Below are 23,984 nucleotides of genomic sequence, written 5' to 3' on the forward strand. Positions count from 1 at the left end.
GCGCGATCGACGGCGGGGGTGTGGGTCGGGCTCGCGTTCGCCGCGCCTCGTGATCATCAACGATTCGCGACATAACGAGGATTGTGTGTGCTCCACCGTGCTTGCATGCCTGGTGGAGCGCGAGAACTCCTGGTGATGTCGCGGATCGTTGATGATCAGCCAGCACCCTGGCACGCCGAGTCGTCGCGCTGCCGGGAAGGGCCACTTCGGCCATGATCGACGGGAGAGGTGCGTAGGGTCGAGACGTGACCGAGATCCATGACCTGACCGCGCTGGAGCTCGCCGCGGCGGTGCGCAAGCGCGAGGTGTCGCCCACCGAGGTGCTCGACCACACGCTGGCCCGCGCGGAGCGCCTGGACCCCGTCGTCGGAGCCTTCGTCACCACCACCCCGGAGCTGGCCCGTGAGCAGGCCGTCGAGGCTGAGCACGCCCTGGTCAGGCCCGACGACGACCTTCCGCCGTTCCTCGGGGTCCCGTGCCCGGTCAAGGACCTGGCGATGGTGGCCGGGGTGCCGTTCCGGGCCGGGAGCGCGGCTCTCGGTGAGGTCGTGGCGCCGGCCGACGACGGCGTCGTCACGCTGCTGCACGGGGCCGGGACCCTCATGGTCGGCAAGACCAACACGCCGGAGTTCGGGCTGCCGCCGTACACGGAGTCCGACATCGCGCCGCCGGCCCGGACCCCGTGGGACGTCGGCCGGTCCGCGGGCGGCTCCAGCGGCGGCGCGGCCGCGGCGGTGGCGGCCGGCATCGTCCCGGTGGCGCACGGCAGCGACGGCGGCGGCTCGATCCGCATACCCGCCAGCGCCTGCGGGCTCGTCGGCCTCAAGTCCACCCGCGGCCGGGTCAGCCCTGGTCCGTACCGTGCCGAAGGCGCCGGGCTCGCGCTGGAGGGAGTGCTCACCCGCGACGTGCGCGACACCGCGGCGTTCCTCGACGTGCTGGCACATCCCTGGCCGGGTGACGCGTACGTGCTGGCCAGGCCGGCCGGCCGATTCCTCGACGCGTGCGAGCGCCCGCCCGGCCGGCTGACCGTGGGGCTGCTGACCCAGCCGGTGATCTCCGCCGAGGCGGCCGTCGACGGCGGCGTCCTCGCGGCCGTGGTCCGCACCGCCCGGCTGGTGGAGGATCTCGGGCACGCCGTCGAGCCGGCGCCGGTGCCGTTCGAGCCGGAGCGCTGGGACTCCTTCGAGGCCATCTGGTCGGTGTCGAGCCTGAGCGCACCGGTCCCGGAGGAGAACGAGCACCTGTTGGTGCCGTTGACCAGGTGGTTGCGCGAGAAGGGCCGCGCGGTGAGCGGGCTGGAGTACGCGACCGCGATCCGTCTGATCCAGCTGACGACGCGCGAAGCCGCAGCCACCTGGACCGGCTACGACGTGATCCTCGCGCCGACGCTGGCCCAGCCACCGGCGCCGGTCGGCTCGCAGCGCATCGACTCCGACCCGGCCGCGGACTTCGCCGCTCAGATGGCGTTCACGCCGTGGACCAGTGTCTGGAACCTGACCGGCTGGCCGGCCATCAGCCTGCCGTTGGAGGAGACGGTCGTCGACGGTGTCACGCTCCCGGTCGGCGTCATGCTGGGTGGCCGGCACGGCGCGGAGGAGACGCTGCTGTCGTTGGCGGCCCAGCTGGAGGCGGCCCGGCCGTGGCGCGACCGCAGGCCGCCGGTCTGGAGCGGCACATGGTGACCTTCGGCTACTTCCTGGTACCGAACGCCGCCGACCCGCTGCTGGACACCGCACGCGAGGTCGAGCGGCTCGGCCTGGACTGGGTGGGCATCCAGGATCACCCGTACCAGCGTCGCTACGTCGACACGTTCGCGCTGATGAGCGCGGTGCTGGCGGCCACGTCCACGCTGCGGGTGTTCCCCGAGGTGGCGTGCGTGCCGCTGCGTCCTGCCGGTGTGCTGGCCAAGACGGCGGCCTCCCTGGACGTGTTGTCTGGCGGCCGGTTCGAGCTGGGCCTGGGTGCCGGCGCGTTCTGGGACGCCATCGAGGGCTATGGCGGCGAGCGACGGACGCCGAGGCAGGCGCTGGACCAGCTGGCCGAGGCGATCGAGGTCATCAGGCTGGTCTGGAGCGGCGATCGCGGGCTGCGGTTCGAGGGGGAGTACTACCACCTGCGCGGCGTGCACTCCGGCCCGCTGCCGGTGCACGACCTGGGCATCTGGCTGGGCGCCTACGGTCCGCGCGCGCTGCGCCTCACCGGCCGGGTCGCCGACGGCTGGGTGCCGTCGCTGAGCGCGGACGTGCTGGCCCGGCTGCCCGAGCTCAACGACCGCGTCGACGCCGGGGCGGCGGAGGCCGGACGGGACCCGTCGGCGGTGCGCCGGGTGTTCAGCCTCGGCGGCACCATCACCGACGGTGAGTCGGGCGGGTTCCTGGCCGGGCCGGCGACGCAGTGGGCCGACGAGCTGGCCATGCTCGTCACCGAGCACCGCGCCGACGTGCTGGTGTTCGGCGGCAGGCCCGGCGACCAACTGCGCCGGTTCGCGACGGAGGTCGTCCCCGCCGTCCGCGCCGTCCTCGCGCCGCACCCATGATCATCAACGATTTCGGGTGTCATAGCCCTCGGAATCGTTGATGATCATGGGTAGGCGAGTGCGGCGTGGTAGCCGAGGTTCGACGAGACCTGGTCGGCGTGCTCGATGGCGATCATAGCCAGCTCGTTCTGGCGGGCCGGCAGGTTCATGGCCGACAGCGGTCCGGACACCGACAGTGCGGCGACGATACGCCCGGACCGGTCGCGGATGGGCGCGGCGATGCACGCGCGCCCGAAGGCCAGCTCCTCCTGCTCGGTGGCGTAGCCGCGTTCACGGACGTCGCGCAGCGCGGCGGTGAGCTCCGGAAACGATGTGATGGTGTGCGGAGTGTAGCGGGCGTACTCGGTGCCGATAAGCGCGCTGACCTCGTCGGCCGTCAGCTCGCTGATCAGCGCCTTTCCCATGGCGGTGGCGTGCAGCGGACCGCCGCGGCCGATCAGTGTGGACGGTCGCGGTGCGTTCGCGCCTTCGAAGTGGCACAGGTAGAAGAGGCCGGTGTCGTGGCGCTCTGCGACGTTGACGCCGAGGCCCAGCGACGCGGCGAGGTTCTGGGCGAGCTGTCGCGACTGCTGGTGCACGGGCGACTGGTTGAGCCCGATGCCGGCCAGCGTGATCACGCGGGGGCCGACGCCGTACAGCCCGCTGCGCCCGTGATGCGTCAGGTACCCGAGGTTGACCAGGGCGCCGACCAGCCGCGAGACCGTGGACTGGCCCAGGCCGGTCTCGGCGACCAGCTCGGAGATGCGCCGCTCCGGGTGTTCCTCGGTGAACGCGGACAGCAGCGACAGCGCCCGCTCGACGCTCTGGGTGCCGCCGGCGGACTCACGGGCTGGTACTCGAGGCACGGTCCTGACTCCACCATCACTCGCGGAATGGTCATCTACATGCTAGATGACCGACCGTACCTTCATGATCGCCCGCGCCGTTCCCGCCACGGCGACGATCAGCCGGCCTGCCGGTCGCGGTCCTGGGCACGCAGCGCCCGCTCGAGGTCGGCCAGGCCCTCGACGACCAGCCGCCGGGCGGCGTCGGGGACCTCGGCCGTCTCCAGCCACGACCGCACCATGGACGCCGTCGGCGCGTCGGCCAGCACCCGCGGAAACAGCCCGACGATGATCGCCTGGGCGCTTTCGGTGGTGCGCTCGGCCCAGACCCGCGGCACCGCGTCGAGGTACGGGCCGATGTACGGGCGCACCAGCTCGCGCTGCTCAGGGTGGGCGAAGCCGCGCACCGTCGCCGTCAGCAGGGCGTTCGGCAGCTCGTCGCTCTCGACGGTGGCCTGCCAGGCGGACGCCTTGGCGGCGTACGTCGGGATCGAGGCGCGGGCGTAGGCGGCCTGCCGCTGGCCGGCCGCGGTGTTGTCGCGCTCCAGTTCCGCGGCGATGGCGTCCTCGCCGGCCGCGCCCAGGACCACGAGTCGCTGCAGCAGCGTCCACCGCAGGTCGGTGTCGACGACGAGCCCCGGCAGCGTCGACTCGTCCCCGTCGAGCATTGTGCGGATCTCGCCGACGTGGTCGTCGCTGGCCGCGGTGGCCACCCAGGCGCGAGCGAACGCGAGCTGCCGGTCGCCGCCGGGCTCGGCCCTGCCAGCCAGTTGGCGAAGCGCCGCCGCCCACCGCGACGCGAGCACGGTCCGGTTGGCCGGCCACGCGTAGAGGTCGATGGCCGCCCGGGCGGAGGCCAGCACGTGCTGCACCACACCCATGGCGGTCTCGCGCTGGATGCCGCCCAGCACCAGCTCGACGAACGAGCTGGCCGACAGCTCGGCGTCGCGCAGCATGTCCGTGGACGCCGTCCAGCACAGTGCCCGCGGCAGAGACCCCAGCGCGCCGATGGACCGCACCACCGTCTGCTGAGACCGATCGTCCAGGCGGACCTTGGCGAAGGTGAGGTCGTCGTCGTTGACCAGGAGCAGGTCCGGCTGTTGCTCGCCGCGCAGCTCCTCGATCTCGGTGCGCGACCCGGCGAGGTCCAGCTCGACTCGGTGCCGGCGCACCAGCTCGCCGTCCTCGGTGCGGTCGTAGAGGCCGACGGCGGCCCGGTGCGACCTGATCGTGGGATGCTCCGGCGGCGCAGTCTGCTCGATGGCGACCGACGTGTAGGCACCGGCGCCGTCGACGGCGACCACCGGGCGCAGCGTGTTGACCCCGGCCGTGCGCAGCCACTGCTCGTTCCACTCGGAGAGGTCGCGGCCGCTGGTGCGCTCCAGGTGGGCGAAGAGGTCACCGAGCGAGGTGTTGCCCCAGGCGTGCTCGGCGAAGTACGCCCGCACCCCCTCCAGGAAGGCGTCCCGGCCGACCCAGGCGACCAGCTGCTTGAGCACGCTGGCGCCCTTGGCATAGGTGATGCCGTCGAAGTTGACCTCGACGTCCTCGAGGTCGCGGATGTCGGCGGAGATCGGGTGCGTCGACGGCAGCTGGTCCTGGCGCAGCGCCCACAGCTTCTCGGTGACGGCGAACGTCGTCCAGGCATCGGTCCAGCGGGTGGCCTCGGCCAGCGACAGCACCGACGCCCAGGTGGCGAACGACTCGTTCAGCCACAGGTCGTCCCACCAGCGCATGGTGACGAGGTCGCCGAACCACATGTGCGCCATCTCGTGCAGGATCGTCTCGGCGCGGCGCTCGTAGGCGGCGTCGGTGACCCGGCTGCGGAACAGGTAGTCCTCGTGGTGGGTGACGGCGCCAGCGTTCTCCATCGCACCGGCGTTGAACTCCGGCACGAAGAGCTGGTCGTACTTGGCGAACGGGTAGGCCAGGCCGAAGACCTCCTCGAAGAAGGCGAACCCGCGCCGGGTGACGTCGAACAGCTCGTCGGCGTCGAGGTACTCCGACAGCGACTTGCGGCAGTACAGCGCGAGCGGGACCGTCTTCTCCTTGCCCGTGTACTCCGACCGCACGACGTGGTACGGGCCGGCCACGATGGCCGTCACGTACGTCGACAGCACCGGCGTCGCGTCGAACGTCCAGCGCCGCTTCTCCTTGTGCTTGCGGCTGTGGCCCGGCGAGTTCGAGACGACCTCCCAGTGTGTGGGGGCGTCGACGGTGAACGTCACGGCCGCCTTGAGGTCGGGCTGTTCGAAGCAGGCGTAGACCCGGCGGGCGTCGGCGACCTCGAACTGCGAGTACAGGTACACCTCGTCGTCGACGGGATCGACGAACCGGTGCAGCCCCTCGCCGGTGCGCATGTACGCAGCGTCGGCGACGATCTTGACCTCGTTCTCCGTCGCCAACCCGTCGAGCCGCACGCGGTTGCCGTCGAAGACGTCGGCCGGGTCGAGCGCATTGCCGTTGAGGACCACCTCGTGGACAGCCGGCGCGATGAGGTCGAGCCAGGTACCGGCGCCTTCCGTCGAGGTGAACCGCGCCGTCGTCGTCGAACCGAACGTCGTGTCGCCCCGGGTCAGGTCGAGCTCGACGTCGTACTGGACGGACGAGGGATCTATGACGGAAGCGCGCTCGTGCGCCTCGTCTCGGGTCAGGTTCGTGCCAGGCATGGCCCCGATCCTGACAGAACATCCGGACTCATGCTGTAGATAACCTGGCGGGAATCGCTTGCTCGCCCGTGCGGTTGGCCACATCGATACCTCATTGATACGTCAATCGATACGAAGGACGAGCCGATGACCCAGAACGGCGCCGTCGACTTCTGGTTCGACCCGACCTGCCCGTGGGCCTGGATGACGTCGCGTTGGATCCTGGAGGTCGAAAAGGTCCGGCCGATCGCGGTGACCTGGCACGTGATGTCGCTGTCGTACCTCAACGCCGAACGCGACCTCGGCGAGGACTACAACGCGCTGATGCGCCGCGCCTGGGGACCGGTGCGGGTGGTCAACGCCGCGCGCGAGCTGCACGGCCAGGAGTACGTCAAGCCGCTCTACGACGCGATGGGCACGCGCCTGCACCCGGGCCGGCGGCGCGACTACGACGGGGTCATCGCCGAGGCGCTGGCCGAGGTGGGACTGCCGGAGACGCTGGCCGCCTACGCAGAGAGCGACGAGCTCGACGACACGCTGAAAAAAGCCACGACGCCGGCATGGACCAGGTCGGCACCGAGGTCGGCACGCCGGTCATCTCCATCGGCGGCTACGCGTTCTTCGGGCCGGTGCTGTCGCCCGCGCCGCGTGGCGAGGAGGCCGGCCGGATCTGGGACGGCGTGCGCGCGCTGGCGTCGTACGACGGCTTCTTCGAGCTGAAGCGGACCCGCACCCGCAAGCCCGTCTTCGACTGACCCCGTCACGGGTGCCGGGTGCGGTACGGCAGACTGGCGCCCATGCGTGTGCACGTCGGCTCCGACCATGCCGGGTACGAGGTCAAGAACCGCCTCGTCGAGGTGCTCCGTGACGGCGGCCACGAGGTCGTCGACCACGGGCCGTTCGTCTACGACGAGCTCGACGACTATCCCGCGTTCTGCCTGCGCGCCGGCGAGGCGGTCGCCGCCGACGCCGACAGCCTCGGCGTGGTCATCGGCGGCTCGGGCAACGGCGAACAGATCGCGGCCAACAAGGTCAAGGGCATCCGGGCGGCGCTGGCCTGGTCGGACGAGACCGCGCGGCTGGCCCGCGAGCACAACGACGCCCAGGTGGTCGCCGTCGGCGCCCGGATGCACCCGTTCGACGACGTCGTGAGCTTCGTCCAGACGTTCCTGGCCACGCCGTTCTCGCAGAGTGAGCGGCACGCGCGCCGCATCGGGATGCTCAGCCGTTACGAGGAGTCCGGCGAGCTTCCTCCGCTCGCGGCGGCCGCTGACTAGGGCGCGGCGGCAGCGGCGTCGACTCCAGCTTCGCCAGCGCCGCCTCGAGCTGGGCGGGACTGGGCCGCGAGACGTCGCGGGCACGCAGGGCCCGCGACACCCCGACTTGCGAGCGCCGGTCGACCTGGTCGAGCTTGCGCGCGGCCTTGTCTCGATCGTTCATGGAAGGACGGTACGTGCCCGAGGGCCATACGATCCACCGTCTTGCTCACCAGGTGGTCCGCGCGTTCGGCGGCCGCCCCGTCGGTGTCAGCAGCCCGCAGGGGCGCTTCGCCGCCGGTGCCGCCGTCGTCGACGGTGTCGAGGTGCGGGACGCGCAGGCGCACGGCAAGCACCTGTTCATCGGGTTCGACGGGCGGCGCTGGGTACACGTCCACCTCGGGCTGTACGGGACGTTCGACGTCGTGGCCGGGCCGCCCGGTCCGGTGCGTGGCGAGGTCCGGATGCGGCTTGCCACGTCCGACGCGCACGCGGACCTGCGTGGGCCGACGGCGTGCGAGGTACTGGGCGAGGCGGAGAAGGCCGCCATCCACGCCCGCCTCGGCCCGGATCCGCTGCGCGGCGACGACCCCGCACCGGCGCTGGAGCGCATCGGTCGGAGCCGGACGCCCGTGGGCATCCTGCTCATGGACCAGACGGTGCTGGCCGGCGTCGGCAATGTCTACCGAGCCGAGACGCTGTTCCGCGCCGGCGTGGACCCGTCCAGGCCGGGCCGGACGGTGCCGGCGCCGGTGCTGCGCGCCGTCTGGGACGACCTGGTCGGGCTCATGGCGACGGGGGTCGCGACCGGCCGCATCGACACCGTCCGCCCCGAGCACGAACCCGAGGCGATGGGCCGACCGCCGCGTGTCGACGACCACGGCGGCGAGGTCTACGTCTACCGGCGGGCAGGCCAGCCCTGCCTGGTCTGCGGCACCCCGGTCCGGGTCGGCATCGCCGCTGCCCGGAACCTGTTCTGGTGCCCCCGATGTCAGTGTTGACCGGGTCTTCGAGATGGTTTCCCGTGCTCTACCAGGACCGCTCTCTTTGCCGCTAGGGTCCTCGGTGTGACGACCCGACCGGCTGGCCTGCTCGGGCTTGCCGGAGTGGTCTCCGGTAGGCGTCCGGCCGGCCCCATCACCCGCCGGCTGATCCGTGAGCCGGTGGTCCTGGCGTGCCTGCTCGCGGTCACGCTGCTGCTGGGCCTGGCCATGGTGTCGTGGATGTCCATGGTGCCGGCCATCGCGCTGGTGCTGCCGCTGCTGTTCGGCGGGCTGTTCCTCGCGCCGCGGTCGCTGGCGTGGCTGGTCGGCACGGCCGCGTTCTGTCTCGTGGCCGGCGGTGTCGCCATCGACGTCGACCAGACGTTCGTCGCGGTCACCGTCGTCGTAGGCATCACCGCGGTCGTGTCGCTGGGGCTGGCTCGGTCGCGGGCACGCCTCGGGCTGCAGGGCACCATGGGCGAGTCGATGCTCGTCGACCTGCGTGACCGGCTCAGCGCGCAGGGCAAGGTCCCGGCGCTGCCGCGCGGCTGGGAGGTCGAGCTGGTCCACCACGCCGCTGAGCGGTCCAGCTTCTCTGGCGACTTCGCCGTGGCCACCCGGTCCGCCGACGGCGGCACGCTCGAGCTCGCGCTCGTGGACGTCTCCGGCAAGGGTCACAACGCCGGCACCCGGGCGCTGCTGCTGTCCGGCGCGTTCGGCGGGTTGCTCGGGTCGCTGCCGCCCGAGCAGTTCCTCCCCGCCGCCAACGCCTACCTGCTGCGGCAGCGCTGGCCCGAGGGGTTCGCGACCGCGGTGCACCTTGTGGTCGACCTGCGGACGGGGGAGTACGAGGTCCGCTCGGCCGGGCACCCGCCGGCCATCCACTTCCATGCCGGGTCCGGACGCTGGGTCACGCTCGACACCGAGGGCGGCCTGCTCGGCGTCTTCGACCAGGACTTCTACGCGCCGGTCTGCGGGCGGCTGCGGCCCGGCGACGCGCTGATGCTCTACACGGACGGGTTGGTCGAGGCGCCCCGGCGCGACCTGTCCGACGGCATCGACAAGCTCCAGGGCGAGGCCGAGCGGCTGATCGCGAAGGGCTTCCGCCACGGCGCCAAGAAGCTCATCGACGCCGTCGCGTCCTCCGACGCCGACGACCGCGCACTCCTCCTCCTCTGGCGCATCTGACGGTGACCGGGCACGAGTCGACCCGTCGTCCCACGCGCCCCGAAATGATCACGTTCAGCAGGATCACACGAGCTTCACCATGCTTGTAATCATGGTGCGACACGCGATTTCGTGCTGAACGTGATCATTTCGGGTCAGGGGCGGGGGCCGGCGGCATTCACCCGACCTCGCCCGTGGCAAGGCTGGCTCCTACCCGAGCTCACCCCGGGTAGGCGGCGACCGCCTCGATCTCCACCAGCCAGCCGGCGACGGGCAGCGTCGCCACCTCCAGGTTGGTCCGCGACGGCCGGGTGGCGTTGGCGAACTCGACGGGCTGGTAGGCCGCGATGACCTCGCCGCTCACCCGGTCCACGTTCGCCATCCACTTGCGGTAGGCGCGGTTCCAGCCGTCGTAGTCGGCCCGGGCGGCGCCCGGTGGTGCCTGCAGGTAGATGCGCATGCTGGTGATGTCGGTCAGGGTGAGCCCCTGCGACTCCAGGTTCTCCCGGATGCGCGCCATCGCGTTCATGCCCTGGGCCTGGGTGACGGTGACGCCGGCCGGTAGCTTGCCGCCCGGGTACTGAGCGGGGTCGATGTAGCGTTCGGGTGTCCCGGCCGGTGCGCCGGCGTTGAGCGCGGACGGTCCGATGCCGCTGGAGAAGTAGATCGACGCCTGCGAGCCGAACGCGACGCCGCTCGCGATGAACGGGTCGGGGGCCTGGGCGGCCGGCGCCAGGTTGTAGCGGATCTCCCGGGGGCGCGGCTGCCCGATCCGGCTGGCCGCGATGGCGCCGCCGGTCACGGCCAGTGTCGTGAGCCCGGTGCCGACGGTCACGGCGAGCAGACGGCGCCGGGTGGGGTGCTGGGACATCGTGTCTCCTTCGGGGACGGTGACGGGGTCAGGCCGCGGTCGCGGCGACGCGCTGGTGCAGGTCCGTGACGACCTGCCGGGCGGACTCGAACGCGCCCGCCTGCCAGGCGATCAGGTAGCTCAGGTGGTCGCCGGCGAAGTAGACGTTGCCGTCGGGGCGCAGCAGGTGGTCGTACGCGGCCCCGCGCCCGCCGGGCCAGCTGACCCAGCCGCCCAGGCTGTAGGGCTCCTTGGGCCAGGCGACGGAGAACGACGTGTCCAGTTCGTCGCGGTACTTCGTCCCGTGGATCTTCACGCCCTGGGCGACGGCGCGCGCCGCCCGCTCCGGAACGGACAGGTCGGTGTACGCGCCGGAGTAGTAACCGACGACGACCCCCTTGCGGCCGAGGAAGCCCGACGACGGGTACCAGATCCCGGAGATGTCCATGTTCGTCGCCGTGATGCCGCCGAAGATCTTGTCGTCCTCCTCCCACCACCGGCGGCCGTACTGCAGGCCGATCTTGCCGGTGTTGGCCGCCGTGGGCACGGTGAGCGCGTCCTTGGTGGCCTGGGAGAAGTTGGACGGGATGTCCTTGAGCACCATCGGCGGGATCGTGGAGATGCAGTAGTCCGCCTCGATGGTGCGGACGCGCCCGTTCGACCGGTAGCTGACGCGGACCCCGTCGCCGGTGTTGCTGATCTGGGTGACCGGGGCCTCGTAGGTGATGCGGCGGCGGCCGCCGACGGCGTCGGCGAGGGCGGCGCTGATGCGGTCCATGCCGCCGACGGGCTGCCACATCATCATGGCCTGGTCGAAGCCGAACTCGAACGCGAACCTGGTGCCGAACTCACTTTGCAGGACCGCCGACATCGACGGCGGGGTACCGACGACGCCGGCGTCGTGCCCGGCGCCGGGCGCGTCGACGTAACCGCGCCGGCTGTTGCCGACGTAGCGGCCGCCGGTGAGCCCGCCCAGGCTCTCGGCGAACGAGACCAGCCTGTCGACGTCGTCGGAACTGAGCACGGCAGCGAGAGCGCCCTGGTCGGCCGCCTGCGCGAGCAGCTCGGACACGTAGCCGTAGACATCGGCCTTGGCCTGCCGGTGTGTGACCGGAGTGCTGGCCAGCGGCCCGTAGTCGGTGGTCGAGGTGTTCTCGTGGTAGTAGAGGCTCTCCGCGTTCGCGTTGACCAGTGCCTCGATCTCGACGCCCAGCTCGCGGCAGTAGTCGAGCGTGACGTGATGGTTGGGGATGCGCGCCGGGCCGGCGTTGAAGTAGAGCCCGTCGTCGAACCGGCAGACCTGCGTGACGCCGTCGGTGTCGGTCAAGCGGTCGCCGCGGCGGATGGTCTTCGCCCTACCGCCCGGCCGGTCGCGTGCCTCCAGGACGTGGCAGTCGTAGCCGGCCTTTCCCAGCTCGTACGCGGCGGTCAGCCCGGCGGTACCCGCGCCGAGCACAACGACCTTCGTGCGGCGCCCGCGGGCGGAGTCGGGCAGGTCGGCCGCGCGCGGCGGCTGGAAGTCGGTGGCGGCCTCGGCGGGCGAGGCGAAGAGGCCGAGGGCCTCCATGCCGCCGTAGAGCGCCGTCGCGCCGCCGACCATGCCGACCCTGGTCAGAAAGCTGCGCCTGCTGTGTCCGCGAGGTGTACCCGCTGTCGTGGTCAACGTCGCCTCCTGTCGGTGCACCCGGCCGGGGGTGCCGGGTCGCAGGAGCAGTCTTCGGAGGTTCCGTTATGTATCGATTTCGTCGGAGTTATCGGGGGATCACCGTCTGTCGGCGGTGCCGGTGTCGCTGGCGGCCGCCAGTGCGTCCCAGGCGGCCATGGTGAGGTCGACGGTGCGCTGCAGCGCCGCGCGCGAGGCGCCCTCCAGTGCCCGGACCGCCAGCCCTTGGATCAGGGCGTCGTAGTGCTGGGCGAGCGTGTCCACGTCGTTCGACGGCAGCGGCTCGCCGGCTTCCGTCGCCATGCCCAGTCGGGACCGCAGCGCCGCGAGCCGGTCGCGGCGGCTCCGATCGAGGTACGCCCGGACCTCGGCGTCCTCGGGCGGGCAGGTCAGCATCGCACGGGTGAGCAGGCAGCCGCGCGGCCCGCCGCGCCGGGTGAAGACCTCGACGTTCGCGCGCAGCAACCGTTCGATGCCGTCGCGGGCGGTGGTGGCCGCCGCCAGCTCGACGCCGGGCCAGCCGCCGTCGCCGGCTTGGTAGCGGTCGGCGGCCTCGCGGAACAGGTCGGCCTTGGAGCCGAACGCGCCGTACAGACTGGGGGAGCCGATCTGGAGTTGCTCGGTGAGGTCGGCGATGGATGTGTCCTGGTAGCCCTTGGCCCAGAACAGCCGCATCGCCCGGTCGAGCGCGGTGTCGCGGTCGAACCCGCGCGGCCGGCCGCGTCCCATGCCTCGGATCTCCTTTCTGTATCGATCCCTACATTAACCCCTTGACGGCATGACGTGGCGTGTGATGGCTTTATGTAGTGACCGATACAGAAAGGAGCCACCCATGCCCGAGGTGACCAAGGTGACGAGCGCGGACGCACTCGAGTGGTACCGTCGAGACGACCAGGACCTACTGCTGGCCGACGCGATCGACCATCGCCACGACGCAGCGATGACGGTCGGGTTCGCGCGGTACGGCGCGGGCGAGTCGAACCCGTGGACGGTGTCGTACGACGAGGCGCTGATCGTTACGAAGGGTCGGTTCAGCGTCGAGAGCGGCGGCGTCGTGCGGACGGCCGCCGTCGGCGAGGTCATCTACCTGCGCGCGGGTACCGATCTCGTCTACCGCGCGGAGGAGGAGTCCGAGGTCGTCTACGTCTCGTATCCGCACTGGATGCCGGCGACGCAGGCGTCTGCCCATGCCGAGCGGCTGGCCGAGTTCGCGCCGGCGCGGCCGGAGCGGGCAGGTTGAGGCTCTTCTGGTGCTCGCGCGGGTGTGGCCGGGGTGTCCGCCGTGATCGCCGCGTCCTGCTACCCCGTCGAGCAGCACCCTACCCACGGAAGCGATAGGAGAGCCCGAGTCGCTCGAGGGCCGTACGCGTCTTCGTCGGTCTGCGAATGTCAGTAGGCGGGTGTTGTATATGAGGGCCGAACCCGTTCGTCGTCATGGTGAAGGGTGGCACCGGGCCGCCCTGGCGACCCCGGGAAGGGGGAGACCGAGATGCAATACCTGCTGTTGATCTACGGTACGGAGCCGAGCGAGCAGCCGGCACCGGAGCAGCTCGAGGCCGAGATGGCGGAGTGGTTCGCCTACGACGAGCAGATCCGGAAGTCCGGGTTCTACGTCGACGGCAACGCGTTGGAGCGGGCAAACACTGCCACCACGCTGCGCGTGCGCGACGGCGACCGGGTGGTCACCGACGGCCCTTTCGCCGAGACCCGTGAAGTCCTGGGCGGCTACTACCTGGTGGACGTGCCGGACCTCGACACGGCGCTGGACTGGGCGGCCAAGTGCCCGGGTGCCAGGTTCGGCAGCATGGAGGTCCGCCCGATCACCGTCTTCGACCAGGGCTGAGGGGTGAGTGAGCGAGCAGCCGATCCCGCGGAAGCTGTCTTCCGCGAGGAGTGGGGCCGGCTGCTCGCCACGCTCGTGCGCTGGCTCGGCGACTTCGACCTGGCCGAGGAGGTCGCGGCCGAGGCCATGGCCGCGGCCGTGGAACGCTGGCCGGTCGACGGGGTCCCCGACCGCCCCGGCGGGTGGCTGCTCACCACCGCGCGCCGGCGTGCCGTCGACACGCTGCGGCGGCGACAGAACTACGCGGCCAAGCTGGCCGTGCTCAAGATCGAGAGCGAGCGCGCCGAGACCGAGAGGCTGACCGCCCCCGTCGCCGAACCAGATGTCATCGGCGACGACCGGCTGCGGCTGTTCTTCACCTGCTGCCACCCCGCGCTCGGTGCCGAGGCGCGGGTGGCGCTCACGCTGCGCTACCTCGCCGGGCTCTCGACGGCGCAAGTGGCGCGGGCGTTCCTGGTGCCGGAGGGCACCATGGCGCAGCGGCTGGTCCGGGCCAAGCACAAGATCGGCAAGGCCGGCATCCCGTACCGGGTGCCGTCGGCGGCGGAGCTGCCGGGCCGGCTGCCGGCGGTGCTCAGGGTCGTCTATGTCATCTTCACCGAGGCGTACGCGGCCAGCAGCGGAGCGGCGCTGGTCCAGCCCGACCTGGCGGGCGAGGCCATCAGGCTGGCCCGCATCCTGCACGGACTGCTGCCGGCCGAGCCGGAGGTCGGCGGACTGCTCGCGCTGCTGTTGCTGGTCGACGCGCGGCGCCCGGCCCGGGTCGACGACGACGGCGAGCTGGTGCTGCTGGAAGACCAGGACCGTTCCCGCTGGAACCACGCCATGATCGACGAGGGCCGGGCCCTGGTGACGAGCGCACTGCGGCACCGGCCGCCCGGGCCCTACGCGCTGCAGGCGGCCATCGCCGCGGTCCACGACGAGGCGCCGTCGCTGGCCGAGACCGACTGGCGGCAGATCGTCGCCCTCTACGACGTGCTGCGCGCCACGGCGCCGTCGCCGGTGGTCGACCTCAACCGGGCCGTGGCCGTGGCGATGCTCCTCGGTCCCGAGGCCGGCCTGGCGCTCATCGACACGCTCGTCGCGGCCGGCACGCTGGACCGCTACCACCCGCTGCACGCCGCCCGAGGGCACCTGCTCGACCGGCTCGGGCGGCGGGCCGAGGCGGCCGAGGCGTACCAGCTGGCGCTGGAGCTGTGCGGCAACGACCCCGAGCGTGCGTTCCTGGAACGGTGCCTGGCCGCTGCGCGGGCGGCGGGTTAGGGATGTCCGACACCCCTAGCGGCCGGGAACGTCGAGCAGCTGCCAGCGCCCGCCCTCGCCCTGCTCCCGCCGGCGGCGCAGCCAGCGCTCGCCCAGGACGCCGGCCACCGCGCCGGCGACGACGGCCGGCACCGCCCAGGCGGCGCCGTTGCCCGGCCCGGACGGGGCGGGCAACGCGCCGTCCGCCTCGTCGGCCGCCGTGTCCTGCGCCGCGTCGGCGGGGTCGGCGCCGGGTGCGATGCCGCCGGTCAGCCCGAGCCCTTTGAGGATCACCATGAGCCCCGTGGGGTCGGACGGGCGGTGCCAGACGCCTTCGGCGCCCAGGTCGACGTCGCCGCCGACCGACTCCGTGGTGTGGATCCACTCCGGCAGGCCGTTGCCGCCCAGCATGATCCGATCGACGCGCCACGGCTGCACGTCGTGGATCATCCAGGTGGCGACGAAGTTCGAGCCGCTCAGGTCCGGTGGCTGGGAGTGCGGTGCCCGCTGCGCCACCGGCTGCCGGTTCAGCGCCGTCGCCAGCCGGTCGTACGCCTCGTTCGTGTTGTGCAGGGCGGCGGAGGCGCCGTGCTGGGGTGCGACGAGCAGGACGCTGGTCGGGCCGCCGGCCGACACCGGCGCCGCGGTCAGCAGGACGGCGCTCAGGGCGGCAGCTGTTGCGGCGACGGCGGCGACGGCGGCACGGCGGACGCTGCGCATGGGTGCTCCCGGGGGTTCGAGGGTGCGGACACTTCTCTTACACCGCTCGTGCTCAGTCGGTTCCGAGCGTCGACGCGGCCACCGCAAGGGACTCGTCGCGATCCATGCCCTCCAGCCGCAGGCTGACGCCGTCGACGACCCACACCAGCGTGGGACCGGCCACCCGGGTCAGGTGCGCCTGCTCGCGGCCGTCCCCGTCGAGCATCCGAAGGTCGTGCGGCTCGCTGAACCACCAGACGGTGGTGTCGCCGACCGGGATCGAGACAGCGGTCTCGCCCAGCAGCGCCGTCTTCACGAACATCGGCGACGGCTCGCCGTCGAACTGGTCCAGCCGTACCGTGCCGGCGCCGTCGCCCCAGGTCATGGTGAGCAGCCGGGCGTCGGCCGACACCTCGACGCCAGTGGGCGGGCCCAGCCGCGCCGGCTGGAGCGGCTCGAACGCCACCAGCTCGCGCGCCTGGGCGAGCGTCAGCCCGGACGCCGTCGGCGGCGCGGACGCCGACGGCTGCGACGGCCCGGGCCGCACCACGACGCCGCCGAACCCCAACCACTCGCCCACGGCCGCGCGCACCGGCGGGGTGAGCACGAGCGCGACCAGGAGTGCCACGGCGACGGCGGCCAGCCTCGCCCGCAGCCGGCGCCGCGGTACGCGAGCGGCCGGTGCCGCCTCCTCGGTCGCGATCCGGTCCAGGACGGCGACGGCGACCGCCGCCGGGTCCGGGCCGTGAACCTCCAGCGAGGCGCCGAGGTCACGCAGCTCGGCGGTGAGAGCCCGGTCATCCATGGTCCACCTCCCGCTCGAGGTCGTTCCTGTGCTCCGGCTGGAGATCGGCCTCCAGGCGGCGCAGGGCACGGTGCAGCCGCGACTTCACCGTGCCGCGCGGCCAGCCGAGCACCGTCGCGGTCTCCTGCTCGTCCAGGTCCAGGAAGTAGCGGCAGGCCACGACCCGTCGCTGCGGTTCCGGCAACGACCGGACCGCGGCCAGCAGTGCCGTCCGTCGTTCCGCCGTCACCACCTCCGCCGCCGGGTCGACGCTCAGGACCGCGTCGTCGAGCCCGTCCAGCAGCGCCGACCGCTCCGTCGCCCGCCGGTACCGCCGGGCCGCGCGGGCGGCGTTGCGTGCCTCGTTGACGACGATGCGCAGCAGCCACGGCCGGAACGGTGCGCCGTCGCGGAACCTACCCAGCGTCCGGTACGCCTTGACGAACGCCACCTGAACCACGTCCTCCGCCTCCGGCCCGGCCCCGACCAGTACCGCGACCCGGTACGCGTCGGCCGCATGACGGCGCACGAGATCGCCGTACGCGTCCCGGTCTCCGGCGCGTACGCGGGCGATGACGGCCTCGTCGGTGTCGTCGGCGATGGATGCGGTCCTGTTCCTCGGCGCGGTTGCACTCTTCCTACACCGCCCGGGTGCCCCAGGTTCCCGGTGGCGGAAGAATCTTCAGCCGGCGCGGCCGGCGGCGTGAAGCACGTTGGCGGCGCGCAGGTTGAGCATGTCGTTGTCCGGGCCGCGCCCCCAGTCGACGGAGGGACGCATCTGGGCGTTCCACCAGGCCGGGCCCGAGAAGCGGCCGTCGCCGCGCCGGGCCCCTTCGACGACGTCCAGGGCGTCCTGGGCGCGCGGGTCGTCGAGCAGGCCGAGCACCTGCAGCAGCCGCAGCCCCTGTCCGACGTCGTAGTGCCAGTAGGCGGGGTAATGCAGCTTGACCCAAGTCGGGTGGATGACGGAGCCGTCGGCCAGTCGGCGGAACATCCGGTGCTCCAGGAATAGCTCGGCCGACCGCGCGGCGGCCGCGCGGGCATCGAGGTCGCCGGTGGCGGCGTGGTACGCGGCCAGCCCGAGCGCCGGCGTTACGGTCTCGTGGAACGACGAGCGCCAGGCGTCTGGTGCGCCGTTGCAGTTCCAGCCGCCGTCCGGCCACTGCCAGGCCAGCAGGTTCTCGACCAGCTGCCGAACCCGCGGATCGTCGGCGAAGCCCAGGGTCGCGCAGGCGTAAAGGGCGTTGCCCTCCTGCGAGGCGCACCTCCGGTACCGCCCGTTGACCGCCGTGACGGCGCGCACGTGCGCCGGCGACGTCAGCCAGGACAGCTCGCGGTCGACGGCGGCCTCCAGAGCCCCACGCTGCGGCCGGGCACCGAGGTCGGCCAGCTCGACCAGCCGCCAGTGGATGCCCCACCACTTGCGGTACGGGTGGACGTCGGTGGGAAAGTCCAGCAGGGTCCGGACCCTGCGGCTGTCCATCGGGTCGGCGGCATCGTCGCCGGCCAGCCGCCGCATCGCGGGGTCGGTGGAGTCACGCAGCGTCGTCAGCACGTCGCCCATGGGGTGCCTCTCAGCGGCTCGCCTTCTGCTGTGCACGGTAGTGGGCCGGCTGTCCGCCGTCGAGGTGCTCGGCTCGCCCATCTCGTAGGCCCGCCCGCCGGCGCAGAACTCGCATTCTTCCCCCCGCCATCGCCGGGTCAGCTCGCGGCGAGGATGTCGGGGCGCAGGGGTTCTCGCAGCGCCCGCACCACGGCGTCATGTACCGCGACGTCGCCAGGCCCACGGGTTGACGTGCGCAGCGCGTCGACGATGAGCGACCGGGCCAGTGTCGAGACCGGGATGCTGCGTTCGGCGGCGAGTGCGGCCAGTTGCTCGGCCTCATCCTTCCCGCGGCGCACGGACAGTACGGTTGCCCGCCCCGGTCGGGACGGCGTTGCGTCGGCGGGAACGTCCATGTCCCGGCTGAGCTCGGATGCTTCGGCCTCGATGTCCACGACGTGCCTGCCCATCAGGGCCTTCCTTCGTCGTTCTCGTAGACGGCGATGTCCTTGCTGTTTGCTCGCCACGCGTTCACACCCCACAGGTGGCCGCAGACGTCAAGGTGACGACCCTCGGACGCACAGTGCTGTCCAGCCTCGAGGCCGCTGAGCGACTGTGCAAGAGGGCTCAGCGGCCAGTTGAGGACCCAGTCACGGGGCGCGTTACAAATCGGCGGGGCAGGCGGCCGGGTCCTGGGAAGCTGCGAACCTGACGAGGTCGCCGATGTGACGGAACCCGGACTCCTGCAAGACTTCGGGATGCGTGGCCAAGAACGCGACGGTCTCCTGGCCCCAGGACGTGCCGTAGAACTCGTGCTCGGCCTGGATCGTCTGGGCGACGCAGCTCGGCGTCGCGGCGGCGGGTGGCGCCGTCACCAGGAGCGCGGTCGTCAATGCGCCGAGGGACAGGGCGATCCGGCTGAACGTGTTCTTCATCATGGCCAGCCACCTCCCTACGCCGGCGCCGCGGTCGGCAGCGCACCGATCTGGCCCATGATCGTGAACAGATCGCAGTACTGCGTGATCTCCACGATCTTGCCGTCCTGCACCCGGATCAGGTCCCACGCAGCGAACTTCACGTGGCGTCCGCTCGCCGGGACGCCGGCGAACTCGGCCCGGTGCGTTGCGGTGTAGGACAGCCAAACGCAGACCAAGTTGCCTTCCTGGACCAGGTGCCGCACCTCGGCGGCAAGGTCGGGGAACGGCGCCACGTAGCTGGCGATCGACGCCTTGAGGTCTGCCAGGTTTGAACCGGCGCCTGCGTGACCGACCAGGTCTGAAGCGCAGACTTCGTCGAGCGCCTCGGGTCGGCCTTCGCCGATGATTTCGTAGAAACGCCGCACGACGTCCTTTTCCTTGCTCCCCATGGTTCCCCCTCGTGGTGTTGGACGGTCAGCTCCAAGGGTGCTCCCAATCACGCCGGCGAGCATGGGGAGGAATCCCCACCGGTGTCCTCGTTCCTCGGGCGCCGGCCCGGTCATCGGCGTGGGCCCAGGTGGAGCAACGCGAAAGCGGCCGCCTCGGTTCGGCTGCGGACCCCGAGCTTGGTGAGGATGTTGCCGACGTGGTTGCCGGCCGTCTTCTGGCTGATGAACAGCCGCTCCGCGATCTCGGCGTTGGTGAGGCCGTCGGTTACCAGCGCCAGGACCTCCTTCTCTCGCTGGCTGAGTACACCGACTCCGCGCGCGCCGGTGCGGCCGCGGACACCGAGCTCGCGCAGGAACGCGGCGGCCCGATCAGCATCGGCGGCTGCCCCCATCCGGTCGAAGGCCTGCAGGGCACTGCGGGCCTCGGTGATCGCGACCCCACGATCCGTCGTCACCAGCGAGTGGGCCAGCGCCATCCGCGCCCGGCACGCCAGCAGCGGCACCCCATACGCGGCAAAGCCCCGCGCGGCGGATCGCAGCAGACCCGGGGCCTCGGTGTCCGCGCCGGCGAGCGCCACCCGGCCGCGCGCGAGCTCGGACTGCGCCCGGTGCAATCTCGATCCGGTCATCGTCGCGACCTCGTCGATCGCGCCGGCCGAAGCCCGTGCGGATGTGTCGTCGTCGTTCGCCAGGGCGGCTTCGACGAGTTGGGCATGGACCGGCAGGGCGAGGACGGGCACCTGGGCCAGGCCGTCGAGCGCCTCGCGGAGCCGCCGTACGGCCTGGGCGGGTCGGCCCAGCGCGAGGTCGAGGCCCGCGCCTGCGACGGCGCACTCCCATTCCTCGTCGTAGCCGGTGAGCAGGACTTCGGCCTCGGCGAGCCGCCCCTGGAGCACGCGCAGCTCCACGAGTTGCGCGACCGGGTGGAGGCACCGGGGCCGCACGCCGGTGGTCGCCATCACGCTCACCGCGTCGGCCAGCTGCTGCTCCGCGGCGTCGAGCCGGCCTGTCACCAGGTAGACCCCACCGCAGCAGCCCGTGCAGAACGCCGAGATCAGGTCAGTCGCCGACGCCTCCAAGGGCACCAGCGGACCGAAGGCGTACGACGATCGGAAGTCGATGATCAACTGCGCCCAGGGTTCCACTGTCTGGCGATCGCCCAGCCAGCCGGCTACCTCGAGCAGAGTGCACAGGGCCTCTCCGACGTACTGTACGTCCTCGCCCTCGCCCGAGGTGGCCGCCACCATCGCCTCGTTCAGGTCCGACAGGCCGGGCGCCAGCTGACCCGTGGCGACGCTGAGGGCCCCCCGACGAGCGAGAGCCACGATTTCGAGGTCGACGTCTCCCTGGTACCGCGCGATGGCCACGGCACGGTCTGCGGCCGTGGAGGCGCGGGGACCCGGCTCGGCCGCCTCGGATTCAGCCAGCGCAATCCATCCAGCCATGCTCGCGGCGTCGTCGAGCCCGGCGAGCAGCGACTTCGCCCGGGTCAGCCAACCATCCGCCATGGCGTCGCGGTGGTAGAGATTGCGGTACTGCCGGGAGATCCAGATCGCCACTGCGGCCGCCGTGCTGTCGCGGTGCGCACGGCGCAGCTGTGCGAAGGCCCGGGCACGGACGTCGAGTGCCTCTCCCGGGTCGCCCAGCCACCACAACGCCCTGCCCAGCCCGTCCAGGGCCTCGACGGACTCGGACGCATCCCACTCCAACCCGAAGGCGTCGCGGGCGGCCGGCCAGTCGCCTGCGGCCAGGGCGTCCTCACCTGCCGCGACGAGGTCGCGGGCGTTCATCCTCCGATGATGCCACCGAACGAGTGTCGGCGGCGTGGCCCCCAGGCAGGGGACTGGCCGGGCTGTCCGACCGAGTCACCGCCCGACCCTTGCACCGCAAGATCGAGCGGCCCGGCGGAGGGGCCCTCCTGCTGAAGTCCGGGCCTCCGGTTCACATCAGTGCTGCGACGCGGTCCGGAGGACCTCGGTTGTTCCAGCGGCCGGTGCCAGCGACGATTTGACGGAAGCGATCCTCCGCGCCTGTCACGCCGGACTCGGCGTGGCGCCAGGCGTCCCGGCTGGGCCCGTCAGCGCAGTGCGTCGGGGTTCACCAGGCCCGGCGGCCGGGTCCCGGCCAGGTACGCCGCCACGGAGGCGGCTGCCTGCGACGCCGCGCGGTGGGCGGTCTGTCGGGTCGCGCCGGCCAGGTGTGGCGTCATGACCACGCGGTCCGAGCGCAGCAGTGGCCAGTCAGGTGCCGGCGGCTCGGTGGGGAAGACGTCGAAGCCGGCGCCGGCCAGGTGGCCGCCGTCCAGGGCGGCGGCGAGCGCGTCGTAGTCGACCAGCCCGCCGCGGGCGGAGTTGACCAGGTAGCTGCCCGGTCGCATGGCCGCCAGCGCGGCGGCGTCGATCATGCCGGTGGTCTCGGGGGTCAGCCGGGCGTGCAGGCTGACCACGTCGCTGCGCTCCAGCAGCTCCGGCAGGCCGACCAGCGAGACGTCGGGCTCGAGGGAGCCGGCGTCCACGAACGGGTCGGCCACCAGCACGTGGGCGTCGAAGGCCCGCAGGATGCGTGCGACTCGCCGGCCGATCGCGCCGTAGCCGACCAGCCCGACCGTCGACCCGCCCAGCTCGAGGCCGCACTCGTCGTAGGCGTAGAGGTCGCTGCGCCACTGCCCGGCCGCGACGGTGCCGTGGATGCGGGGGATCGCCCGCACGGTGCTGAGGATCAGCGTGACGGCGTGCTCGGCGGCCGCGACGGCGTTGCGTCCGGGCGTGTTGCACACGAGCACGCCCCGCTTCGTGCACTCCTCGACGTTGACGTTCACCGGCCCGCCCCGGGTGCAGACGACCAGCCGCAACGACGGTGTCGCGTCCAGCAGGCGCCGTGTCACCGGCCCCATCTGGGTGACGATCACCTCGACGCCGTCGACCAACGCGAGCAGGTCGTCCTCGACGTCGGAGGCCTCGTCGACCTCGGCGACGCGGCCGAACGGCACGTGCGGCCACGGCAGCTCCAGCGTCCGCAGTTCGAGCTGTGCCGGCGGCGATCCCACCGCCGCCCGCAGCTCGTCGGCCAGGAGCTCGTTGCGGACGAAATCGTCCCCGGCCAGCAGGATCAGGCTCATGCGTCCCCTCTCGAACCAGTGCCCGCCCAGACCTCCCGGGCGCGTTCGACCCGGTCGAGGTAGTCGGCGAAGGCGTCGTCGTACAGCGATCGCGACGACGGCGTCGGCGTCACGGTGTGGGCGGGGATCGGCCAGCCGGGCGACTCCCCGCGCGCTTCCAGGGCCGACAGGACCGCGCCGTAGGCACCGGCCTGCGGCACCTCGACCACGTCCAGCGGCCGGCCGAGCACGTCGGCGAAGAGTTGGGTCCACTCCGCGCTCTGCGCGCCGCCGCCGCAGACGGCCAGCCGGCCGGTCAGTCCGGCGGCGTCGAAGCAGTGCCTGGCGGCGAACGCGAGCCCTTCGCACAGCGCGCGGACGAGGTCGGCGCGGGTGGTGCCGAGGTGCAGGCCGTCGAACCGGCCGCGGGCCGACGCCTCGACGAACGGTGCCCGCTCGCCGGACGCGGACCAGTACGGCAGCACCCGGACGCCGCGCGCCCCGGCCGGCGAGTCCGCCAGCAGCGACGCCAGTGCGGAGACGTCGGCGCCCAGCAGGTCGAGCAGCCAGCCCAGCGACGCGGTCCCGACCATGGCCGGCATGGCCCGCAGCCACCGCCCGTCCTGCCAGGTGCCCAGCAGCAGGCCGGCCCGGTGCCCGATCGGCGCGGGGTCGTCGGTGACCACCTGGCAGGCCAGCGTGGTGCCGATGATCAGCAGGCCGTCGCCGGGCGAGACGATGCCGCTGCCGCGCGCGGAGGCCAGCAGGTCGTACGGTCCGGCGCTCACCGGCGTCCCGGCCGGCACGCCCAGGTCGGCCGCCGCGGCGGCCGCGAGCGGCGCGGCCGGCCCGCCCGGCCCGACCACCGGCGGCAGCAGCTCGCGGCGGTGCGACAGGCCGGTGAGCTCGAGGATCTCGTCGGACCAGTCCCGCCGGACCGGGTCGAGGAACGGGTACGACGCGTCGGAGACGTCGATGGCCCGCTCGCCGGTGAGCCGGCCGAACATCGTCCCGACACAGTGCCCGGCGGTGGCGGCGCGGCCCAGCACCGCCGGCTCGTCCCGGTCCAGCACCGCCAGGATGGCCGCCGACGCGCCCGGGAAGATCATGCCGCCGTTGCGGGCCAGGATGGCGTCGGCGGTGCCGTCGCGGTCCCAGGTCCGCACGATGTCGGCCGCGCGGCCGTCCAGCCAGGACGCCGCGGGGCGCACCGCGCTGCCCGCGCCGTCGGTGAGCCAGCAGCCGTCGCCCTGGCCGGTCAGCGCCACCAGGTCCGGGTCGCCGGGCAGGTCGACCGCGACCGCACGCACTACCGCACCGACCGAGCCCGCGACCGCGTCGATGTCCTGCTCGACCCGGCCGTCCTCGCCGTGCGTCAGCTCGGTGGGGACGCTGTGCACGCACAGCTCCGAGCCGTCCGCGGCGTACCCGACGGCCTTCGTGAGGGACGTGCCGATGTCGACCCCGATGTACATGATCG

General features: G+C 72.4%; 23 protein-coding genes and 1 pseudogene. 9 read left to right on the forward strand and 15 right to left on the reverse strand.

From position 1 onward, the window contains the following. The first annotated feature begins 245 nt into the window (after positions 1-245). The gene (locus E1269_RS02885; protein WP_131890909.1) at positions 246-1,685 is read left to right on the forward strand and encodes an amidase; all 1,440 of its coding nucleotides are present in this window, start codon (positions 246-248) and stop codon (positions 1,683-1,685) included. After that, positions 1,679-2,539: an LLM class flavin-dependent oxidoreductase gene (locus tag E1269_RS02890; RefSeq protein ID WP_131891082.1), complete on the forward strand. Its 861-nt coding sequence runs from the start codon at positions 1,679-1,681 to the stop codon at positions 2,537-2,539. The genes E1269_RS02885 and E1269_RS02890 overlap by 7 nt, the downstream gene beginning before the upstream one ends. A gap of 44 nt (positions 2,540-2,583) precedes the next feature. Here the strand turns inward: E1269_RS02890 and E1269_RS02895 are convergent, their stop codons facing one another. Both E1269_RS02895 and pepN read right to left on the reverse strand, forming a co-directional pair. Further along, the gene (locus E1269_RS02895) at positions 2,584-3,384 is read right to left on the reverse strand and encodes an IclR family transcriptional regulator (protein ID WP_131890912.1); all 801 of its coding nucleotides are present in this window, start codon (positions 3,382-3,384) and stop codon (positions 2,584-2,586) included. A 98-nt stretch (positions 3,385-3,482) separates the two neighbouring features. Further along, positions 3,483-6,032 (reverse strand): aminopeptidase N, encoded by a 2,550-nt coding sequence (gene pepN / locus E1269_RS02900; protein ID WP_131890915.1) that lies wholly within the window; start codon positions 6,030-6,032, stop codon positions 3,483-3,485. 126 nt (positions 6,033-6,158) lie between these two features. On the opposite strand from pepN, the pseudogene E1269_RS02905 reads away from it, so the two are divergent. From E1269_RS02905 to E1269_RS02920, 4 genes and pseudogenes are all read left to right on the forward strand, one after another. Continuing rightward, positions 6,159-6,766, forward strand: a pseudogene (locus E1269_RS02905) (mycothiol-dependent nitroreductase Rv2466c family protein). Positions 6,767-6,808: 42 nt separating this feature from the next. Further along, entirely contained in the window at positions 6,809-7,288 is a 480-nt protein-coding gene (locus E1269_RS02910) for a ribose-5-phosphate isomerase (protein WP_131890917.1), read from the forward strand. Positions 7,289-7,464: 176 nt separating this feature from the next. Beyond that, positions 7,465-8,268, forward strand: coding sequence for an Fpg/Nei family DNA glycosylase (locus tag E1269_RS02915; protein WP_131890921.1), 804 nt, complete (start codon positions 7,465-7,467; stop codon positions 8,266-8,268). A gap of 66 nt (positions 8,269-8,334) precedes the next feature. Next, entirely contained in the window at positions 8,335-9,438 is a 1,104-nt protein-coding gene (locus E1269_RS02920; RefSeq protein WP_131890923.1) for a PP2C family protein-serine/threonine phosphatase, read from the forward strand. Between the two features lie 199 nt (positions 9,439-9,637). Here E1269_RS02920 and E1269_RS02925 read toward each other — a convergent pair whose 3' ends face one another. The 3 genes from E1269_RS02925 to E1269_RS02935 form a co-directional block, all read right to left on the reverse strand. Further along, entirely contained in the window at positions 9,638-10,288 is a 651-nt protein-coding gene (locus E1269_RS02925; RefSeq protein ID WP_131890925.1) for a Rid family hydrolase, read from the reverse strand. A gap of 28 nt (positions 10,289-10,316) precedes the next feature. Next, the gene (locus E1269_RS02930; protein ID WP_203432810.1) at positions 10,317-11,930 is read right to left on the reverse strand and encodes a flavin monoamine oxidase family protein; all 1,614 of its coding nucleotides are present in this window, start codon (positions 11,928-11,930) and stop codon (positions 10,317-10,319) included. A gap of 99 nt (positions 11,931-12,029) precedes the next feature. Next, complete coding sequence (locus E1269_RS02935; RefSeq protein WP_131890927.1) at positions 12,030-12,659, reverse strand: TetR/AcrR family transcriptional regulator; 630 nt, start codon at positions 12,657-12,659, stop codon at positions 12,030-12,032. 103 nt (positions 12,660-12,762) lie between these two features. On the opposite strand from E1269_RS02935, the gene E1269_RS02940 reads away from it, so the two are divergent. The 3 genes from E1269_RS02940 to E1269_RS02950 all read left to right on the forward strand — a co-directional run bounded on the left by E1269_RS02940 (position 12,763) and on the right by E1269_RS02950 (position 15,036). Next, positions 12,763-13,170 carry a cupin gene (locus E1269_RS02940; protein ID WP_131890929.1) on the forward strand — a complete coding sequence of 136 codons (408 nt, stop codon included), beginning with the start codon at positions 12,763-12,765 and terminating at the stop codon, positions 13,168-13,170. A gap of 249 nt (positions 13,171-13,419) precedes the next feature. Beyond that, positions 13,420-13,773, forward strand: coding sequence for a YciI family protein (locus E1269_RS02945; RefSeq protein WP_131890931.1), 354 nt, complete (start codon positions 13,420-13,422; stop codon positions 13,771-13,773). 3 nt (positions 13,774-13,776) lie between these two features. Then, the gene (locus E1269_RS02950) at positions 13,777-15,036 is read left to right on the forward strand and encodes an RNA polymerase sigma factor (protein ID WP_131890933.1); all 1,260 of its coding nucleotides are present in this window, start codon (positions 13,777-13,779) and stop codon (positions 15,034-15,036) included. A gap of 15 nt (positions 15,037-15,051) precedes the next feature. Here E1269_RS02950 and E1269_RS02955 read toward each other — a convergent pair whose 3' ends face one another. The 10 genes from E1269_RS02955 to E1269_RS03000 form a co-directional block, all read right to left on the reverse strand. Continuing rightward, a complete protein-coding gene (locus tag E1269_RS02955) occupies positions 15,052-15,735 on the reverse strand; it encodes a hypothetical protein (RefSeq protein WP_131890935.1) in 684 nt (227 codons plus the stop codon). A gap of 52 nt (positions 15,736-15,787) precedes the next feature. Next, entirely contained in the window at positions 15,788-16,519 is a 732-nt protein-coding gene (locus E1269_RS02960; protein ID WP_131890937.1) for a hypothetical protein, read from the reverse strand. Continuing rightward, positions 16,512-17,027 carry an RNA polymerase sigma factor gene (locus tag E1269_RS02965; protein ID WP_203432812.1) on the reverse strand — a complete coding sequence of 172 codons (516 nt, stop codon included), beginning with the start codon at positions 17,025-17,027 and terminating at the stop codon, positions 16,512-16,514. Before E1269_RS02965 ends, E1269_RS02960 begins: the two co-directional genes overlap by 8 nt. Before the next feature lie 153 nt (positions 17,028-17,180). Then, positions 17,181-18,062 carry a hypothetical protein gene (locus E1269_RS02970; RefSeq protein ID WP_131890941.1) on the reverse strand — a complete coding sequence of 294 codons (882 nt, stop codon included), beginning with the start codon at positions 18,060-18,062 and terminating at the stop codon, positions 17,181-17,183. A gap of 137 nt (positions 18,063-18,199) precedes the next feature. Then, positions 18,200-18,511, reverse strand: coding sequence for a hypothetical protein (locus E1269_RS02975; protein ID WP_131890943.1), 312 nt, complete (start codon positions 18,509-18,511; stop codon positions 18,200-18,202). 192 nt (positions 18,512-18,703) lie between these two features. After that, a complete protein-coding gene (locus tag E1269_RS02980) occupies positions 18,704-18,979 on the reverse strand; it encodes a hypothetical protein (RefSeq protein ID WP_131890945.1) in 276 nt (91 codons plus the stop codon). Positions 18,980-18,993: 14 nt separating this feature from the next. After that, positions 18,994-19,407 carry an ester cyclase gene (locus tag E1269_RS02985; protein ID WP_131890947.1) on the reverse strand — a complete coding sequence of 138 codons (414 nt, stop codon included), beginning with the start codon at positions 19,405-19,407 and terminating at the stop codon, positions 18,994-18,996. Positions 19,408-19,517: 110 nt separating this feature from the next. Then, on the reverse strand, positions 19,518-21,197 hold the full coding sequence (locus E1269_RS33260; protein WP_131890950.1) for a LuxR family transcriptional regulator: 1,680 nt from the start codon (positions 21,195-21,197) through the stop codon (positions 19,518-19,520). Positions 21,198-21,484: 287 nt separating this feature from the next. After that, positions 21,485-22,525, reverse strand: a complete 1,041-nt coding sequence (locus tag E1269_RS02995) for a 2-hydroxyacid dehydrogenase (RefSeq protein ID WP_131890952.1) — start codon at positions 22,523-22,525, stop codon at positions 21,485-21,487. Beyond that, positions 22,522-23,979, reverse strand: coding sequence for an FGGY family carbohydrate kinase (locus tag E1269_RS03000; protein ID WP_131890955.1), 1,458 nt, complete (start codon positions 23,977-23,979; stop codon positions 22,522-22,524). The genes E1269_RS02995 and E1269_RS03000 overlap by 4 nt, the downstream gene beginning before the upstream one ends. Positions 23,980-23,984 lie beyond the last annotated feature (5 nt).

Origin of the sequence: Jiangella asiatica, assembly GCF_004349065.1 — a bacterium.
In the GTDB taxonomy this organism is placed as follows: Bacteria; Actinomycetota; Actinomycetes; order Jiangellales; family Jiangellaceae; genus Jiangella; species Jiangella asiatica.

Excerpts from the sequence above, each read along its gene's own strand:
- E1269_RS02940 (WP_131890929.1), top strand. The coding sequence starts at position 12,763 with ATGCCCGAGGTGACCAAGGTGACGAGCGCGGACGCACTCGAGTGGTAC.
- pepN (WP_131890915.1), bottom strand. The coding sequence starts at position 6,032 with ATGCCTGGCACGAACCTGACCCGAGACGAGGCGCACGAGCGCGCTTCC.
- E1269_RS02890 (WP_131891082.1), top strand. The coding sequence starts at position 1,679 with ATGGTGACCTTCGGCTACTTCCTGGTACCGAACGCCGCCGACCCGCTG.
- E1269_RS02925 (WP_131890925.1), bottom strand. The coding sequence starts at position 10,288 with ATGTCCCAGCACCCCACCCGGCGCCGTCTGCTCGCCGTGACCGTCGGC.
- E1269_RS02935 (WP_131890927.1), bottom strand. The coding sequence starts at position 12,659 with ATGGGACGCGGCCGGCCGCGCGGGTTCGACCGCGACACCGCGCTCGAC.
- E1269_RS33260 (WP_131890950.1), bottom strand. The coding sequence starts at position 21,197 with ATGAACGCCCGCGACCTCGTCGCGGCAGGTGAGGACGCCCTGGCCGCA.
- E1269_RS02980 (WP_131890945.1), bottom strand. The coding sequence starts at position 18,979 with ATGATGAAGAACACGTTCAGCCGGATCGCCCTGTCCCTCGGCGCATTG.
- E1269_RS02985 (WP_131890947.1), bottom strand. The coding sequence starts at position 19,407 with ATGGGGAGCAAGGAAAAGGACGTCGTGCGGCGTTTCTACGAAATCATC.
- E1269_RS02975 (WP_131890943.1), bottom strand. The coding sequence starts at position 18,511 with ATGGGCAGGCACGTCGTGGACATCGAGGCCGAAGCATCCGAGCTCAGC.
- E1269_RS03000 (WP_131890955.1), bottom strand. The coding sequence starts at position 23,979 with ATGTACATCGGGGTCGACATCGGCACGTCCCTCACGAAGGCCGTCGGG.
- E1269_RS02910 (WP_131890917.1), top strand. The coding sequence starts at position 6,809 with ATGCGTGTGCACGTCGGCTCCGACCATGCCGGGTACGAGGTCAAGAAC.
- E1269_RS02970 (WP_131890941.1), bottom strand. The coding sequence starts at position 18,062 with ATGGGCGACGTGCTGACGACGCTGCGTGACTCCACCGACCCCGCGATG.
- E1269_RS02995 (WP_131890952.1), bottom strand. The coding sequence starts at position 22,525 with ATGAGCCTGATCCTGCTGGCCGGGGACGATTTCGTCCGCAACGAGCTC.
- E1269_RS02955 (WP_131890935.1), bottom strand. The coding sequence starts at position 15,735 with ATGCGCAGCGTCCGCCGTGCCGCCGTCGCCGCCGTCGCCGCAACAGCT.
- E1269_RS02945 (WP_131890931.1), top strand. The coding sequence starts at position 13,420 with ATGCAATACCTGCTGTTGATCTACGGTACGGAGCCGAGCGAGCAGCCG.
- E1269_RS02960 (WP_131890937.1), bottom strand. The coding sequence starts at position 16,519 with ATGGATGACCGGGCTCTCACCGCCGAGCTGCGTGACCTCGGCGCCTCG.